The sequence below is a fragment of the Paenibacillus xanthanilyticus genome (assembly GCF_042682185.1).
GTDB classification, from domain to species: domain Bacteria; phylum Bacillota; class Bacilli; order Paenibacillales; family Paenibacillaceae; genus Paenibacillus_Z; species Paenibacillus_Z xanthanilyticus.
Window position 1 is genome coordinate 2,786,994 of the sequence record NZ_JBHUHA010000001.1, and the last position, 17,990, is coordinate 2,804,983.

At 59.3% G+C, this 17,990-nt stretch carries 10 protein-coding genes; 2 read left to right on the forward strand and 8 right to left on the reverse strand.

Features of this window, described 5'->3' with window-relative positions:
• Positions 1–10: 10 nt before the first annotated feature.
• Positions 11–2,131: a GMC family oxidoreductase gene (locus ACFSKT_RS11770; RefSeq protein WP_377721201.1), complete on the reverse strand. Its 2,121-nt coding sequence runs from the start codon at positions 2,129–2,131 to the stop codon at positions 11–13.
• 240 nt (positions 2,132–2,371) lie between these two features.
• On the opposite strand from ACFSKT_RS11770, the gene ACFSKT_RS11775 reads away from it, so the two are divergent.
• Both ACFSKT_RS11775 and glgP read left to right on the forward strand, forming a co-directional pair.
• A complete protein-coding gene (locus ACFSKT_RS11775) occupies positions 2,372–2,890 on the forward strand; it encodes a hypothetical protein (protein ID WP_377721202.1) in 519 nt (172 codons plus the stop codon).
• A 295-nt stretch (positions 2,891–3,185) separates the two neighbouring features.
• Complete coding sequence (gene glgP, locus ACFSKT_RS11780) at positions 3,186–5,360, forward strand: alpha-glucan family phosphorylase (protein WP_377721203.1); 2,175 nt, start codon at positions 3,186–3,188, stop codon at positions 5,358–5,360.
• A gap of 138 nt (positions 5,361–5,498) precedes the next feature.
• On the opposite strand, the gene ACFSKT_RS11785 is transcribed toward glgP, so the two are convergent.
• The 7 genes from ACFSKT_RS11785 to ACFSKT_RS11815 form a co-directional block, all read right to left on the reverse strand.
• Positions 5,499–6,653, reverse strand: a complete 1,155-nt coding sequence (locus ACFSKT_RS11785) for a family 43 glycosylhydrolase (RefSeq protein ID WP_377721204.1) — start codon at positions 6,651–6,653, stop codon at positions 5,499–5,501.
• 38 nt (positions 6,654–6,691) lie between these two features.
• Positions 6,692–7,639 (reverse strand): glycoside hydrolase family 43 protein, encoded by a 948-nt coding sequence (locus tag ACFSKT_RS11790; RefSeq protein ID WP_377721205.1) that lies wholly within the window; start codon positions 7,637–7,639, stop codon positions 6,692–6,694.
• Between the two features lie 53 nt (positions 7,640–7,692).
• On the reverse strand, positions 7,693–8,640 hold the full coding sequence (locus ACFSKT_RS11795; RefSeq protein WP_377721206.1) for a glycoside hydrolase family 43 protein: 948 nt from the start codon (positions 8,638–8,640) through the stop codon (positions 7,693–7,695).
• A 245-nt stretch (positions 8,641–8,885) separates the two neighbouring features.
• On the reverse strand, positions 8,886–11,258 hold the full coding sequence (locus ACFSKT_RS11800) for a glycoside hydrolase family 95 protein (RefSeq protein ID WP_377721207.1): 2,373 nt from the start codon (positions 11,256–11,258) through the stop codon (positions 8,886–8,888).
• Positions 11,259–11,477: 219 nt separating this feature from the next.
• Positions 11,478–14,873, reverse strand: coding sequence for a cadherin-like beta sandwich domain-containing protein (locus ACFSKT_RS11805; protein WP_377721208.1), 3,396 nt, complete (start codon positions 14,871–14,873; stop codon positions 11,478–11,480).
• A gap of 212 nt (positions 14,874–15,085) precedes the next feature.
• A complete protein-coding gene (locus tag ACFSKT_RS11810) occupies positions 15,086–16,399 on the reverse strand; it encodes an MFS transporter (RefSeq protein WP_377721209.1) in 1,314 nt (437 codons plus the stop codon).
• 104 nt (positions 16,400–16,503) lie between these two features.
• Positions 16,504–17,892 carry an aminotransferase-like domain-containing protein gene (locus tag ACFSKT_RS11815; RefSeq protein ID WP_377721210.1) on the reverse strand — a complete coding sequence of 463 codons (1,389 nt, stop codon included), beginning with the start codon at positions 17,890–17,892 and terminating at the stop codon, positions 16,504–16,506.
• Positions 17,893–17,990 lie beyond the last annotated feature (98 nt).

Sequence of the window (17,990 nt, forward strand, 5' to 3'; positions counted from 1 at the left end):
ACGGAATGGTTCACTTCGTCTTCACCAGATTCTCCGCCGTCCGGAACGCCAAGGCGAGAATCGTGAGCACCGGGTTCACGCCGCCGTTGGTGACATGCACCGAGCCGTCGCTGACCCAGAGATTATCGTAGCCATGCACGCGGCCCGACGGATCCGTCACGGACGTCGAAGGCTCATCGCCCATGCGCAGCGTGCCCGCCTGATGCTGTCCGGCGCTCAGACCGCCGCCCGGAACGGTCCGCCATACCTCGCGCGCGCCCGCCGCCCACAGCCACTTCTCCGCTTGCTCGGCCAGCATGGCCGAAGCCCGCAGCGACTCGGGGTGCACGCTGCCGGAGAGCTGCGCGACGGGGAGGCCGAATCGGTCCCGCACCGTTCCGGATAACCGCACGCGAGAATCCGCGTTCGGGATTTCTTGAATCGGCCCCTGAATGTGGCTCGTGCGCAGGTAGGTCTCGCGCATCGTCGCCTTGCCGGCGCTTCCCCATCTGGGCGCGCTCGGCGCCAGCGCCCGATACCAATGCAGGATCGGCAGCCGGGTGAACTCGTTGGCCAGCAGTCCGCCCCCGATGATGCGGCTATCGGAACGATGATCGAAGCGGAAGGTTGCGATGCTGACTCCCGGACCAAGACCGTCCTGCACCGGGTCATCGAACAGTCCGTATGCGCCGGAATACACATGACCTTGAAGATGACGCCCGACCTGCCCGTACCGGTTGCCAATCCCGTCCGGCTCCGAATCGCTGGCTGAGTTCAGCAAGAGGCGCGCGCTCTCGATCGCGCCCGCGGCCACGACCACATGGCCTGCCCGCACGCTCCGCCGCCGGATGACGCCCTTCCGTTCCTGAATAAGACGTACGCCGGTCGCGCGCTTGCCCCCTTCGGTATCGATGGCGGCCACGATTGTATCGCAGATCAGATCGCAGTTGCCGGTTGCCATCGCCCGCACCAGCATCGTGTTATGTCCGCCGTTCTTGCTGTTCGTCGGGCAGGCGAATCCGACGCATTGGCCGCATCGGCCGCACGCCGGCCGGCCGTCTCGCTCCATAGAGTTGATGAGCAGCGGCACCGCTCCCGCATCCCACCCTAATTTGTCTGCCGCCCGGGCCAGCCGCTGCGCTTCCAGCGTGCTTGGCAGCGGCGGCATCGGATACTGGCGCATCCGCTTCCCGCGGCCAGGGTGAGCATCGCCATCGCCGGAGACGCCCACTTCCCATTCGGCCCGCTCGTAATAGGGCTCGAGATCCTCATAGCGAATCGGCCAATCGCTGAGCGAGCTCCCCTCCGGAATCCCGTAGCGGCTCGCCATGCGGAAGTCATCCGGATGGAAGCGCCATGCCTGCGCCCCATAGATTCGCGTCCCGCCGCCGACCGTCATCACGTTGTTATGGTAGTCGCCGTCGATGGGCGAGGTGATCCGCTCTTGGCCGCTTGCGAGCACAATCGTCCGCGGATGGCCGTCCAACCCCGGTCCCGTGTTGTGCCCGTATTGGGCGAACCGATGGTTGCGCAGATGGTCGCGGCCGATGTCGTCGTATCGAAGCCAGCTGCCGCGCTCGACGACCAGCACGCGAAGCCCCGTTTCGGCCAAGACCGCGGCCGCGACGGAGCCTCCTGCTCCGGCCCCCACGATGACGGCGTCATACGCATCGCGAAGGTCGTCGAGCGAGGTTTGTTTAAGCTCCGTCTCCGGAATCCGCGGCTGCTGTTCACCGACGGTCCCCGGACGAAAGCCGATCATCGTCCACGACTTGGTCTCCCGATTCCCGCCCGAATCCGGGCTCCCATAGTAGCCTTCCATAATCAAGGACAATAGAGTATTGAAGAAGCTCCGGGAGGAAACAGGCCAATTCCGCATCGCGTCCCGCTCCGCTTCCTGCAGCAGTCCCTCCTGCTCGCTTGCGGTCAACGCCGCGAAGGAACGGGCATAACGCGCGATCGCCGCCTCTTCCAGCGCACGAAGTCCGGGGGCGATCACCTCGCTCCAGATGCCGGCAGCCTCGGCGGCATGGCGCTCCAGATAGGCGAGCACGCCGCCCTCCGTACCCGATGGCCAATCATCCCCCGGAATCATCCGGTCGGTAACCGCTTCCAAGATGGGACGAAACGAATCGAATCGCGGATTGTTCATCTACCTTCCACTCCCTATTACCGTTCTACCGGCAGCTTTTCGTAGATATACGATACACGCACGGTGCGTTCGTTTACCTACGTCCATTATACGTCTCGCGTATCTCCAGCACAGTCGAAACTTGTCTCCTCCTAATAGAGCGTTCGCCACTCAGCCTGGCGCTGGCGAATTGCGACCGCTTCGGTTAACATGGTGGCATGCCCCTCGGTCGGCGCCTTTTAATGAATAGGAGATGTACGCATGGATATAACTCAAGACCCGCTCGTCCGGAAAGCGCTCGCCGTCCCTCGTCTCAGGCAGCATATCGTGAACAAAGGTACGATGTATCTCTATTGCGATTACGCCGGCTTCGCCGAGCGGTCCGCGTTCGGCACGGCCGTCTGCATGGTGTACAATCGGACGATCAACGTCGCCGCCCGGAAGCTCCCGATCGGGCAAGACCTCGGTTCGAGCTACGGCGAGATGATGGCGATCATCTTGAGTCTCGAGATGCTGGCCGCCGCGCTATCGGAGCATCGACCGCACAATGCCGTCATCTATACCGATTGCAGCCGCATCTCGCGCCTGCTCGACCAGGACCGCTTCGCGCATCCGCACGACGAGCAAGCTCGCGATCAACTGCTAGCCGCGCTTGCCGAACTCCGCAGCCAGTTCCCCGAGGTTGAGGTGCAGATTACGTATATGCGCAGCCATCGGAAGAACAACTTTTTGCATCGCATGGCGCACAATGCGGCCAGGAAAGCAGCCGAGCCATCTTGAATGTACAACGAACATAAACCGGCTTCTGTCGCATGGCAGAGCCGGTTTATTTCCTTTTTGCGCATGCGTCCGGGTCGCGCCTATCCATAAGCCGTTGCCGCTCCCTTTCCCCTTCTTCCAACACCGATAGGTACAGCCCGCTGTCGAATTAGGGGCACTTGCACCGGATACCGGCATATAGTTATAGGGGCATCAAGGTGAAACGGCTGTCGCCGTCTTTAAGCGGCACGGCGTTTCATGCCGGGAAGGCGCTTCCATGGCGAAGCGCGATTTTACGTGAAAATGAGGTGGGATCATGCCAAACGGCGGCGTGGCGTATTTCTCCGCGGAGTTCGGAATCGACGAGTCCTTGCCGATCTATTCGGGCGGTCTCGGCATCTTGGCAGGCGACCATATCAAGGCAGCAGCAGACCTGAATATTCCGCTTACGGGCGTCGGCATATTGTATGGCAAAGGGTATTTCCAGCAGCGCATTAACGAAAGCGGATGGCAGCAGCATCTCTACCCCGAGGTCGACCTTGAGGCAAGCGCCTATCCGGTTCGTCTGGCGCGGGATGCCGAAGATCGTCCGGTCGTCATCCGCGTGACGTTGGCCGGCCGGCAGGTGCATGCCAAAGCGTATACCGTGCAGATGGGCACGGTGACCCTGTATCTGCTCAATACCGACATGGATGACAATGGCGACGAGGATCGCCGCTTGACCGACACGCTCTATCCGAGCGATCCGGATGTCCGTATCCGCCAGGAGCTTCTCCTCGGCATCGGCGGCGCGAGGCTGCTGGTGGCGCTCGGCATCCAGCCGGACGTCTGGCATTTGAACGAGGGGCACTCCGCCTTCTTGGCGCTGGAGCGCATCCGGATGCTGTCCGCCGAAGGCGTGCCGTTCGAGACGGCGCTCGAGGCGGTCAAGGCGAGCACCGTCTTCACGACGCACACCCCGGTTCCGGCGGGGCACGACGTCTTCTCCGTCGAGATGATGGACCGCTATTTCGGCGACTATTACTGGCAGCTCGGGACGGACCGGGAGCGCGTGCTGTCGCTCGGCCGGCTGGGCGGCGCGTTCAACATGACGCGGCTGGCCGTCAGCACGTCGTCCAAGGTGAACGGGGTGAGCAAGCTGCACGGCGAGGTAACCCGCGATCTGTTCCACGGGTGGACGCCGCATATTCCAAGACAGGATATCCCGGTCGATTCGGTCACCAACGGCATTCATATCGGGACATGGCTGGCGCCCGGCATCAAGGCGCTGTACGATCGGCACCTGCCGTCCGACTGGGCCGTCCGCACGGCGGAACGAGACATATGGACCGCGGTACGGGATATTCCGGCCAAAGAGCTGTGGGAAGCGCACCAGCAGGCGAAATCCGACATGGCGGAGGAGCTGGGCCTGCCGATCGCGTCATCCGGCGAAGGGCCGCTCGTCATCGGCTTCGCCCGGCGATTCGCGACGTATAAGCGGGCGTTGCTCATCTTCCGCGACTTGGAGCGGCTCGAACGCATCCTGCGCGATCCCAATCGCCCGGTAAGTCTCGTCTTCGCGGGCAAAGCGCATCCCGCGGACGGACCGGGCCAAGAGCTGATCCGGCGGCTCGTGGAGCTGTCCCGGGAGGAGCGGTTCAAGGGTCGCGTTCACATCGTGGAGAATTACGCGATGGATAAGGCGAAGAAGCTCGTGCAAGGGGTCGACGTCTGGCTCAACACGCCCGTGAAGCCGATGGAAGCGAGCGGCACGAGCGGGCAGAAAGCCGCCATGAACGGCGTGCTCAACTGCAGCGTGCTGGACGGCTGGTGGGTGGAGGGCTACAACGGACGGAACGGCTGGGCGATCGAAGGCGCGACGGACGTCGACGCCGAGCACCAGGCGCGGCAGGACAGCGAAGCGCTGTACCGGCTGCTCGAGGACGAGATTGTCCCGCTGTTCTACCGTCGGGACGACCGTGCCATCCCGACGGAATGGGTCGGCATGATGAAGGAGTCGATCTGTACGCTCGCGCCCGTCTATAACACCCACCGGATGGTCAGCGATTACTGGCACAAGGTGTACGTCCCCGCGAGCGCGAGGGGCAATCGGTTCGCCGCGGATGACTTCGAGGTCGCCTCCAGAGTGGCCGCCTACAAGCAATTCGTTCGCGACCACTGGCCCGCCGTGCGCGTCCGGAAAGTGGAGATTCTGGCTGACCACAGCAGCCGGATCGGGCTGTCCAAGACGGCCTTCCGCGCGGAGATTCAGCTTGGCGCCATCTGGCATAAGGACGTCCGCGTGGAGGCGGTCGGCTCCGACGGTAAGCAGGGCATCTGGAGAGCGAAGCTCGAGCAGGTCCAGCAGCAGGCCAAGGGCGTGTACGTCTACGAGGGCGTCTCGCCCGACATCCCGAGCCACGTCTGGCGGTCGAACGTCAACGTCCGGGTCACGCCGGTCAGTCCGGATTTCGCGAGCGACTTCGAGATGGAGCTCGCCGCTTGGGGGTAATGTAAGGAAGACGGCTTCATCTATCCAAGAAAAGGCTCCCGATTCTCGCCGGGAGCCTGTCTTCGCTAGATAACGGAGCATGAATCGCAGCCTCATGACCATAACCCGCCTCGCGGCGGACAATCGATCTGCTGTCGCCTATTCGACGGTCACGCGGCAGGTTACCGCGCAGCCGGCGGGAACCGGTCTCCAGCCGGGCGCGCCGAAGAAGGGCGTCCCGTCCGGCTTCCAGAAGAGACGCTGCACGCGGGCGTGGCGATTGGGATCATACAGCGGCTCGCCGGCAATCTCCCGGTAGGGACGGGCATGATAGACGAACAGATCGGCCGCGCCGTCCTCGGACACGGTGAAGCTGTTGTGGCCCGGGCCGTATTCGGACGCGGCTTCGCTGCTGACGAACACCGGCTCTAGCGATTTGGTCCAGGAGGCCGGATTCAGCAAGTCGCTCTCTTCATCCGCGGTCAGCAAGCCCATGCAGTAACGGTGGTCGGTGCCGCTGGCGGAATAAGCTATGAACACGCGCCGGCCTCGCTTCAGCACGGCCGGCCCTTCGTTCACGCGATGCAGCTGCGTCTCCCAGTCGTATTCCGGGGCCGACAGCTTCACGGGCTCGCCCGCGATGGACCACGGCGTATCCATCGGCGCAAGGTAGAGGCAGGAGTCCTCGATAATTTGTGCCCATGCCAAGTACCTGCGTCCGCGATGCTCGAAGGTCGTGGCATCCAAGGAGAAGCTTTCGACCGGCAGCTCGATCCTTCCCTTCTCGGTCCACGTTCCCCGAAGCGGATCCTCGTCGCCGCATTCCAGCACATAAGGCCGGATCGCCCATTTGTCCTCCGCCGTGCCGGCCGCGAAGTAGATATACCATTTCCCTTCCATCCAATGCAGCTCCGGCGCCCAAATATGGTTGCCCATCTCGCCCTCATCGTGCTTCGTCCAAATGACGGTCTCTTCGGCCGTCGACAGTCCGGCCACGGTTCGGGACCGCCGCAGCGCCAGCCGGTCGTACTCCGGCACGGAACCGGTGAAATAGTAGTAGCCGTCCGCATGCTGCAGCACGTAGGGATCGGCCCGGTTCGGGACCAGCGGGTTCGGGTAGTCGTCCCCCGCGGTCACCCCTTCCACCGTGAAGCGTCCCGCCTTCCCGGTCAGCGCCGGATCGAATGGCGCCCAATCGACCGGACAGCTCCCGGTGATGCCTCCTTCGAGCTCGACCTCGACAGACGGCGGCAGCAGCAGGCGCTCCCCGGCCGCCAACCGAATATTCGGATCTTTGACCCCGACCAGCTTCATCGCTTCCCCAACCTCCTTTCACTCCTCAACCCGTGGCGCTAATACTCCGAAGGCATCTTCTTGAATGCCTTCAACCGGTCATACTCTTCCATGGAAATCTTCAAGATCGTGCCGTGCTTAAAGCCATAAGGGATCGTGAAGGCTTGGTCTGAACGCACGAACTTCCCGTCCGCCAGCTTCTCCGCGATGAACGGCACGTACCCTTGCTTCTCCGCGGAGACGCCAAAGTGGTCCGCGAACAAGCACCACCGGCCATCCGCCAGCTGGACGGCCGTCGGCGCCTCGTAATGTCCGCCTTCCAGCGCCGCCATGCTGTCATCGAACGCCGTAATCTTCTCGTACGGTCCGGTGATGTGCTCGGATGTCATCAGGATGATGCCGGTCGGGTTGTTCTCGCTCTTGAGGAACAAATAATACTTCCCATCTTCCTCGTATATAGCCGAATCGATAATGCCGCTGTCTTCCTTCTGCATGAGCAGCCGCGCTTCCGAGAAATGCACGAAATCTCGGGTCCGGGCATAGTAGATGCCCTTCTCGCCATAATCATTGCTGCGATGAGAGGACGACCAATGCACGACATAATCGTCGCGGTGCTTGTCGTAGATGATATCCGGCGCCCACAGACAGCCGAAGTCTTCATTGCCCAGCTGGACCATCCGCTGCTCCGACCAATGAATCAGATCGTCCGACTCCCAGAGCACCAGACATTTGCTGCCGTTCCGGGAAATTTCCGCCCAGGAATGTTGATACTGATTCAACATCCCGTACGCCAAGCTCAAGTCGGTCGCGAGGATGACGAACTTGCCTGCCTTGGTGCGCGTAATCGTAAAATCCCGGACGCCCTTATCGCCGTAGTAGCTCCACAGCACGGGATTGCCCTCGTTCACCGTTTCCCACTGAAAGCCGTCCTTGCTGATGCCGAAATAGACTTGTTCGCCGTCCGGCGTGCGCTTCTCCTTAAAATGGACGAATAAATACGCTTGCATGATCGTTCATCCCACCCTATCTAAAGTTGGATCGATGGCGTGCTTCTATCCGATCAACGCCCTGCGGGCTGGACATCGCCGTACGCCGCCAGCAGACGGTCCCGCTCGGCAGCGGTAATCGGGATGACGCCGCCGTGGCGCTTCTTCGTGCGCCCCAGATCGAATTCCCCTTCCGGCACGACCGTGAATTCGCCGCTTTCCAGATTCGTCGTTAACAGAGGCAAATACCCTTTGCCTTCCATGAAACGGTCGACGATGAGGCACCACGCCTCGCGGTCGTTCAGCTTGAAAATTTGCGGGCCTTCCACGCCCATCAAGGCCTCCAGCTCCGGCGCATGCAGCGGAACGAACGATTCGCTCGCCAGCGTAGTGCCCCGCTCGGCCCGGATATTCTTGGTCGTCTCGTCCTTGGAATACCGGTAATAGGCGCCGTCATGCGCGATGATCGTCGTGTCGATGATGTGGTTGTCTCGTTCGATATACTTCTCGGTCTCGGTGAAACGGCGAAAATCCTTGGTGCGGGCGCTGTAAATTTTCTGCTTCCGTTCGTGCTCCTGCGGCTCCTGCGTGGCGGAAGCCCAGAACACGAGAAACTCGTCCGCGGCTGCGTCATAGACGGCCTCCGGCGCCCAGACGCAGCCGGCGTCCGGCACGCCTACCGTGACCGCCCACGGCGAAGACCAATGCACCAAATCGGCGGATTCCCAGACGATGATGTCTCGGCTGCCGTCATTCACCGCGGCGGACCAGCCCTTGCCGCTGGCAATGCGTAGATCCGTCGCAATCAGGTAAAATTTGTCCGCCTTGGGCGAGCGCGCGAGGAACGGATCCCGCACGCCCTTCTCCCCGAGCTCGGAGCGCAGCACCGGCAGCCCTCCGTTCAGATCCTTCCAATGCAGGCCGTCCTCGCTGCAGGCGAAATACACCTGCTCGCCGTCCGGCTGTTCGCCAATGAAATGCGCCAATAGATAACCGGCATAATCGTAATTCGGTACGGACACAAGAAAGCCCCCTCGACTAAATTAGCTGCTCGGAATCTTGAATTCATAATATAGTTAATTCAGTGATAATATCATTAATTCAAGATTAATATTAAAATAGATAGGGATGGAATGCAATGCTAAATCGGCCGCCCCTTCAGCAGCGTACCGATCCGCAAACGACAAAAGGACAGGCCCGCAAAGCAGACCTGCCTTCAAGTAATCGCTCCCTCTTATCTTCGCTGCATGGTCCGCTGCTTCGTTCGTTACTTGGCCAAGATTCGATACCGCTTCCCCGCCTCGACAGGGAATTGGACAAGTCCGTCCAACGTCCGAGCAAGCTCGATTTGGCGCTGATCCTCCCACACCTCGAAGCGTTCGCCGCCCTTCAGCGTGCACGCTTGGTCGCGGCTCGAGACGATCTCGGCCTCGGTCAGCTTCCCTTGCGCCCACCGGAGACCCGCTTCGAATCCGCCGCGGGCTCTCAATCCGGCGACGAAGCCGCTGGGCCAGGCATCGGGCAGCGCCGGGAGCAGCTCCAAATAGCCTTGATGGGATTGCAGGAGCATCTCCGCGATCCCGGCGGTCGCCGCGAAGTTGCCGTCGATCTGGAACGGCGGATGCGCGTCGAACAAATTCGCATACACGCCGCCTCGTTCGTAGTTGTCCGGCTCGTCTTCTCGGACGAGCGTGAGCAAATTCGAGATGAGCCGATGCGCGCGGTTCCCGTCCTTGAACCTCGCCCATAAGCCGATCTTCCAGCCCAAACTCCAGCCCGTGCCGCCGTCCCCTCTCCGTTCAAGGGAAGTTCTCGCCGCGGCGAATAGCTCCGGCGCGGCCTCTTCCGTAATCTGCCTTCCGGGATAGACGCCGAATAAATGGGAGACATGCCGATGATGAACGTCTTCCTCCTCGAAGTCCTCATACCACTCCTGCAGCTGACCGTGCTTGCCGATTTGCAGCGGCAGAAGTTGGCCGCGCGCCGCAGAGAGTCGTTCGCTGAACGCCTCGTCGATGCCGAGCACCGCGGAGGCTTCCATGCAATTGCCGAACAAATCCCAGATTAAGGACAGATCCATCGTCGTCGCCGCGCTGACCGCGCAGGTCTGCTCCCGGTGGATGAATGTATGCTCGGGCGAAGTGGACGGAGCCGTAATCAAATGCCCGTCTGCATTCGGTATCAGCCAATCCAGGCAAAATTGCGCCGCGCCCTTCATGATCGGATACGCTTGGTCCCGGAGATACGCTTGATCTTGACCGAAGGCATAGTGCTCCCACAAATGCTGGGCTAACCAGACGCCGCCCATCGGCCATAGCGCCCACGCCGGGTCGCCGTGCCCGTAATCGCCGACGGGAGCCGACTGCGCCCATAGATCCGAATTATGATGCGCCACCCATCCGCTGGCGCCGTAATTCACTTCGGCGGTCTTGCCGCCATTGACCGCTAGCCGGGCGATAAAGTCGAGCAGCGGCTCGTGCATCTCGGCCATATTGCACGTTTCCGCCGGCCAGTAGTTCATTTGCGCATTGATATTCAACGTATAATTGCTGCTCCACGGCGCGCGCGTATGCTCGTTCCATATGCCTTGCAAATTGGCAGGCTGCGTGCCGGGACGGGAACTTGCAAGCAGCAGATAACGGCCGTAGTGAAACAGCAGCTCCACCAAGCCCGGATCGCTGCCGCCGTAGGCGGCAATCCGCCGGTCCGTCGCCATGTCCGCCGGCGCCAGGCTTTCGCCGAGACGCAGCGCGACGCGGTTAAAGAGCTGCGCAAAGTCGGACGCGTGATCCTGGCGAATGTCCGCATAGCGCTTGGTCGTCGCGCGTCGCACGTACTCGGCCGCGATCTGCGCTGGGTCGCGGTCCTCGCGGCCCCTTCCGGTCCTCGCGTCGAAATTGGTCGCGGCGCTGAAATATAACGTCGCGCTCGTCGCCCCGGTCACGTGAATGCCGTCATGCCCGACGTGCATTCGGCCGCCCTCGTGCGCAGCGGCCAACCGTCCGTGGAACCGCAGCGACTCTGTTCGCGCCGGATCGCCATACCGGATCGGGGCGTCCGCCGGATAATAATTGGGGGACACATGCTCCGGGGCAATGCCGCCAATGGTATAATCGCCATCCATGACCGCGGATTCGCAGCGGAGCGGACTATCCAGCTTCGCGCGGAAGTTCAACAACCCGGGCTTGCTGCAATGAAGGCGCACGACAACGACCTGATCCGGGTGAGAGACGAACATTTCGCGGGAATAAGCCGCATCGCCAATCTCGTATTCCACCGCGCAGATGCCGTGCTCAAGCGATAGACTTCGCCGATACGACCGGGACAAATTGCCGTGCTCCATGAACAGCCGCAAATCCCCGAACGGCAAATAAGACTGCGTATAGGGCCCCATCATGTGCTTGGACAGCCGATCGGCTTCCCCGTATTCGCCCTGCGCGACCAGCTCCCGTACCTTCGGCAGCACCGCCCGGGCTTCGGGGTTGTTCCCTTCCTTCGGGTATCCCGACCACAAGCTATCCTCGTTCAACTGAATTCGCTCGCGCTCCACGCCGCCGAATATCATGGCGCCCAGCCTGCCGTTGCCGATTGGCAGCGCCTCTGTCCAATAGGTTGCCGGCGAGTTGTATTGTAGTTTCATCCCGATCACGACCTTTCGCTTCCATCCAATCGATTTTATCCTACCAATTGTGGGGCGCACGGAAGAATAGCCGATCGTAACTTCTTGTTGGATAAAACGAACTACGTCGCCCCTTTTGCTGCTTCGATAAATGAAGAGGCCTATGCGCGCGTGCGCATAGGCCTCTCTCAGATCCGTCCGGCGCCCGAGGCATCACCCTCGCACCCGCATCCTTGAAAATCAGTTGATGAACTGCTCTTTGCCATCTAAACCGATCTTATAATCGTGGTTCACCGAAGCTTCCTCAATCTCTCTGAATGCCCAGTGTTGCGTAGAGACGTCCTTCCAAGAAGGGGTATTGATTCCGTAAAGCGGGCCCCGATTTAGAATTCGATTAAAAATGGCTACCGTCTCCGCTCGGGTAAGTTCTTTATTCGGCTGGAATTCCCCCGTAGGCATCCCTTTCATGAAGCCGGCCTTCTCCACGAGCAAAATGTCTTTCGCAGCCCAGTTTTCCTTGATGTCGGATAGGGCGAATGCCTGATTCTCTCCGCTTAATTGAAGCAAACGCGAAATAATCGCCGCCATCTCCGCTCTCGTAATCGCTTGGTCCGGAGCAAACGCGCCGTCCGTATATCCCTTCATCCAACCCGCGGCCGCGACTTGCCGGATCACATTGGATGCCCAATAGCTGCGCGATACATCCTGGAAGTTCCCCGCGGATCCGTTGCTTGCCATCGTCGTGCTCGTACGTGCCAAGAGTGCCGCGATTTCGGCGCGGGTCACGCTTTTCTCCGGTCCGAACGTTCCGTCAGGCAGCCCAACCACATACGCTTGGTGGGATTGCTTTGATCCTGCTTTCGCTTCCTGTTCGCTCAAGTATTCTTCCCAGTTCTCCATGTTCAGAATGGTGAACGTGCTGAATTTCGTTACGCCGAATGCCAACCCGAGTTGACCCGGTTTATATTCGACAACCTCGGGCTTCACCAGCTCTCGTTCTCCGTCGCTATGTTCAATGAATACCACGAGATCGTTCAAGAACGCTTCCTTTTCCTTCGCATCGGTTGGAAGTTGCACATCTCGGAGAGGCAAGATCAGATTCACGGGTCTGCTCGTCAGATTCGTCTCGATCGTCATCGGACGCGCGACCACTTCAACCTTCTTGTCTCCCGCCGCTTCTTTTACCACTTTTTCTACCTTTGCGCGCTCTTCGACTTCAAGCTGCTTCGTTTTTTCTTTAATGGGAACGAGGCGGAAATAGATATCCTTCTCGAATCCTTCCATGGAAGAAGACGGCAAAATGATTCTCACGTTCTCCGTGTACAATTCCAGGTTCAGTGCCGCATTCGTCAGTTCATTCGTCGAGACCTGCGGAATCTTGACATCGACTTGTTTGACTTCGTCTTTGGCATCCGGAATGACGATGCGCGCCGTTTTTTGGTTGGACTGTATCGTTTTCTCTACCGTTTCGATGGCTTTATTCAGACCGAAGGTGATGTCGTCCGATTTTTGTCCGCGTTCGTCCGTGGTACGAAGGATGGTCGCCGTCGAAATATCCTTGCTATCGCCCAGTTGGCCGGTTTCGACGATCACTGTCACTTCCTCGGTTGTGTTCGACGGCGTATCGTTCGTCGGTACGGACGGGGCTGCGGCCGCCGCTCTCGTGACCGTTACCGTGTAAGTCTTGGTCGTTCCGTCCTGTGCGGTCGCGACGACCGAAATCGGGTTCGGGCCCACCGCCAAAAGAATATTGACCGCTTGTCCGCTTGATGCAGGCAAACCATTGACCGTCAGCGTCGCCGTGGCATCGGCAACCGTCGTCGTAACGTCCACGTTCGCGATCGCATGCTCCACGCTCGCGGCGTAGGATGAGGTTGCCGCCGCGAACGCAGGCGACAGGGTTCCTTTGCTTATCGCAAGGTTGATCAGATCCGCATTCGCGGATGGCGCCGCGCGCGTAATTTCGACGGTATACGCGTTCCGCGTCGTGCCGTCTTGCGCCGCGACGATGACGTCGATCATATTCACGCCTACGTTTAACGGTACGTTCACCGGAACACCGCTCGCCGCCGCTCTGCCTTCGATCGTTAATGTCGATGCGGCATCGCTTACCGTAGCCGTCACATCTGCGTCGGTAACCGTGGTCCCAACGCTAGCGGCATAAGACAACGTTCCGCGAGCAAATGCAGGGGAGAGCGTCCCTTCGCTAATGGCCAAATGGATCAGATCCGCGTCGGCGGAAGGCGCGGCCCGCTCGAATGTAACCAAATACGTGCGCTGCGTCGTCCCGTCTTCAGCCGTTACGACAATCGTGACCAGGTTAGATCCTACATTCAAGTCGATCGTCTTGGAAGTGACCGACTCCCCGTTGATGGTGATCTCGGCGTTTGCATCCTCCGGTGTCGGAGTCAGGGTAACGCTTGTCGTCGGATAGCCGACATGCACCGTATATTCCGTTACGCTGGAAGAGAATCCGGGGCTTAACGTGCCGGTGGTCATATCGATTTTCTCTAAATCCGCATTATTGGAATAAAGCGGAACGGGACCGACATAATTGCTGGCCGCCGGCTGTCCTCTCCGGGTTCCGACCAACGTATCCGGCGTCACTTCGAAACCGATGTACTTGCCTTTATCCTGGTTCGTGACCACATACGTCAAACTTCTGTTAAGCGTATAGATAAGCTGTTTATTCGTTCCGGCGCTGTCATCCGCGCGGTACCAATTATACGTCGAGTAGCCCGACTCCGGGGCACCTTCAAAATCGCTATATGTATACGATGCCGTCAACGCGGACCCCACCGCCGCATCGCCCGTAAGCGTCACGTTGCTGGCCACCGGGGCGCGGTCTTCCACGATCAGCTTCTGCCCGTTCTGGGTATAGGCCAATTTATCCCCGGGCATGAAAGCAATACCCGTCATCCGATCTGCAACGACTTGCTTCGTTACTTGACTGAAGTCGATTTGGTCATCTGTCAGATCGGCATGCGGCACTTTATAATATCCATTGTCCAGCCACCCCAAGAAATACAGGTTATCCATGGAATCGAAGGCGATATCGCCGGCTGATTGGATCGAGTCCGGGAGCGTGCCGAGATGTTTGACTTTCGTTGCGTCGCGCATATCGATCGGGAAGTTAGTCATATCTTCTTTGTTAATCTTGTAAATCTCCTTGAAGCTCCCCAATACGAAATAGAAATTGCCCTGCGAGTCGAAGTCGAGGCCAAAAACCGTCATCGCGTTGCCCGTTGCGGGATATACGCCCATATCGACGACGGCCGTTACTTTGTCGGCATTCGAAGCCACGTTGAGCAGCCCGTTCGCCAGATCGGTCTCGGCGATGCGATAGATATGCCGATTGTTATCGATCGAATAATACAAATATCCGGAATCGAAGGTCAGGCTAAGAAGGCCGACAAAGCCGTTCGCTATAGGCTCTCTATATCCTCTGTTCCCGCTCTCCGTTATTTTCGTTATTTGTTGGCCCTCGGTCACGTACATATTACCGCCATGGTAGGCGATCCCGAACCCGTTTGAGACCAAGACTTCCTGATAAGCGAAGGTTTGCTGCGCAAATCCCGTTACCAGCATCAATGCCGCCAATAAAAATAACGAGAAACGTTTTACATTTTTTTTCATTTTTTTGCTCCTCTAGATGGTTTTCAACCTGTTGTCAAAGTATCATTACGATTATACTATACTTCCATGTATATAGAGATATAGAATTCTCGCCAAAACCAACTAATAGATGCATAGCTTATGGATTATAAACAAAAGAAACCCAAGTCTCGTAAATAGACATGGGTTCTCGATTACTTATTCATTTGCGGCAGCAGCATAGGAATACATCATCACGCCTTCCTCCGCGACCACAGTACGATCGGGATCAGAAGCAAGGACAACACGCCGCCGGCCAAGGACAGCGTCGAGTAGCTCGAATGCGCCACAACCATGCCGGACAATGCGCCGCCGGACGCGCCGGCCAGCGCGATCAGCACGTCCACCGCGCCTTGCGTCTTCGCGCGAACGTGCGGGGGCGCGGCGTCGACGATCGCGGCCGTCCCGCTAATCAAGCCGAAATTCCATCCTAATCCAAGCAGCGCAAGCGCGAGCAGGAGAAGAACCATGGAATCGCCGGGCGCGAATGCGGCGAGCAGCCCGGCCAATAGCAGCGTCACCCCGGAAACGTAAGACATCGGCAATCGTCCGTACTTATCGACGAGAACGCCGGTGAGCAGCGAAGGCAGGAACATCGCCGCGACATGGACCCCGATTACGATGCCAACCTCGCCCAGTCCGTGTCCGTGATGCTGCATATGAACCGGCGTCATGGTCATGATGGCGGTCATGACGATTTGGGTTAATACCATGACCGACGCTCCGACCGCTATTCCCCGTTTATTCACGCGGACTTCCGTCGGCTGCGCTTGCGATTGCGGCGCGCCGTGCCGAAGCGCTTGGTCGGCCTGCGCTTCCGCGATGGCTTTGGCCGCGAGCAACGGATCCGGACGAAGGAATACGAGCAGCACCGCGCCTGCGGCAATATAAGCGGCAGCCGCCAACATGAATGGGCCCGACAGCGTGGGCGCCCCCATCGATTCGGCGAACCGGCCGGTCAGCTTGACGAGATTCGGCCCGGCTACCGCGCCGAACGTCGTGAAGACCATGGCGGCGCTGATCGACTTGGCCCGCTGTGTCGGGAGCGCCAGATCCGTGCCGGCGTATCGGGCCTGCAGATTGGTCGCGGAGCCCGCTCCATACACGAGCAGCGATACGAAGAGCAGCGGGATGCTGTCGATGATCGCCGCGAGGACGGCGCCCGCGGCGCCAAGTCCGCCGGCGATGAAACCCGCCGCCAAGCCCATGCGCCGCCCCGAGCGCTGGGACAAGCGGCCGACGAGGAACGCCGCGGCGGCAGAGCCTAGCGTAGACAAGGCGATCGGAATGCCGGCATAGCCGTCCGTGCCGAGCATGTCCTGCGCAAGCAGCGCCCCTACCGTGATCCCCGCGGCCAAGCCCGCCCCGCCGAAAATTTGGGAAGCAATGACGATGATCATCGTTCTTTTATACAAATGACGCCGTTTCTCCGGGGAATCGATCGCCTTCCTTAGCGATTCGTCCCTCGTTTCCGATTTCGCTTTTCCAACTGCCGTCTGATTCGACAAGCCGCCACCTCCCTTACGCTCTGCCAATCCGTTGCAACAAGATTTGACCCATCATATCACGCACAAAAAAACCATACAATATTATAATTGTATGGCAAACAATTTTATGCGAGCTCGCGCAGCAAACCTTGAAGGATCGATAACCCTTCCTCCAGCTCTTCGACCGTCTCCGGCGCGCAGACGGCAATCCTTACTGCCCGCTCCGGCGTACTGTTCCCCACTACAAATCGGTCAGCCGCATAGACTTGCACCCCTTGCTGTGCGGCCAACGCTTCAAATTCGGCGCCCGTAATGCCGCCCGGCAAACGCAGCCAGCGGAAGATGCCCGTATCCGCGCCCGCGCACGCATAATCGCCCAAATAGCGATTGACGGCTTGGTTGCGGCGAATGTTCTGCTGCCGATGACCCTCGATCAAGGCTTCCAATTGATGCGACACGATCGTGCGCGCGGCCAGCTCCGCAAGCAGCGGCGAGACGGACACGTTCAAATTATAGAGCGCCTTGGCCATGCGCTCCTTATATTGGCTCGGCACCGCCGCATAAGCGAGCCGCAGCCCCGGCGCGATCGTTTTGGACAAACTCGCGATATAGACGGCTTGCTCCGGCGCGAAGAAGGCGACGGCAGGAAGCGGATTTTCGCTTAGAAGACTATACGACGCATCTTCGAGCATGAATAGATTATACGTCCGGGCCACGGCCGCAATCTTCTGGCGAGTCGCTGCCGACATCGTGCCGGCCGTCGGATTATGGTAATCCGGAATCAAGTACACGCCCTTAATATGGTCATTCTTGCACGCATGCTCCAAGGCCGTTGGAGTCATTTCGTCGTGCTCGGATTTGATCGGCACGATTTGCACGCTAAGCATGGCCGCGGCCGTCTTCAAGCCGGGATACGTATGCGTATCGGCGCCGATGCGGTCTCCGGGCTTGCACAGACTTGCTAGCGCGGCCGCAATCGCATTTTGGCTGCCATTGGCAAACAGAATCTGATCCGCGGTTGTTTCCAGCCCGCCTCTGCGGATGAGCTTGATCGCCGCATCCTTTTGCCAGAGGCTCTCGCCGGGCCGGCCATAACCAAACCATTTTTCATAATCCGTCTCTTGCACCATGCTTCGCAGTTGAACCATCAGCGGCTCGTAGGAAACCCGATCGGGCAGCGTGGCGCCCATTTCGATCAAATGCGCCGGCTTCGCGTCTTCCAGCAAGTAGGCATTCGATAACGCATCGTACGCGACGTATGTTCCGCTTCCGACTGACGCGCTTAACAAGCCTTTCAGTTCGCACAGCTTGAACGCCTTGGAGATGGTGCTCAAATTCAAGTCTAAATAATCGGCCAGCTCGCGCTGCGAGGGAAGTTTGGTTCCGGGCAGCAGCACCTCGTCCAAGATATCCTGCTGCAATTGATTGGCGAGTGTCTTGTAAATCGGTTTCCGGGTTCTATCGATCGACGGCTTCCAGCTCATGGGAGAGTTGTCATAGGAATTTACCGGCATGATCCGCATCCTTCTTCATCGGGCTCGTGATAATATCGCTTCTGCCTCCATTATAACCTCGGTCTCATCGACTAATCAGCAAAAAAAAGAGCACTGCG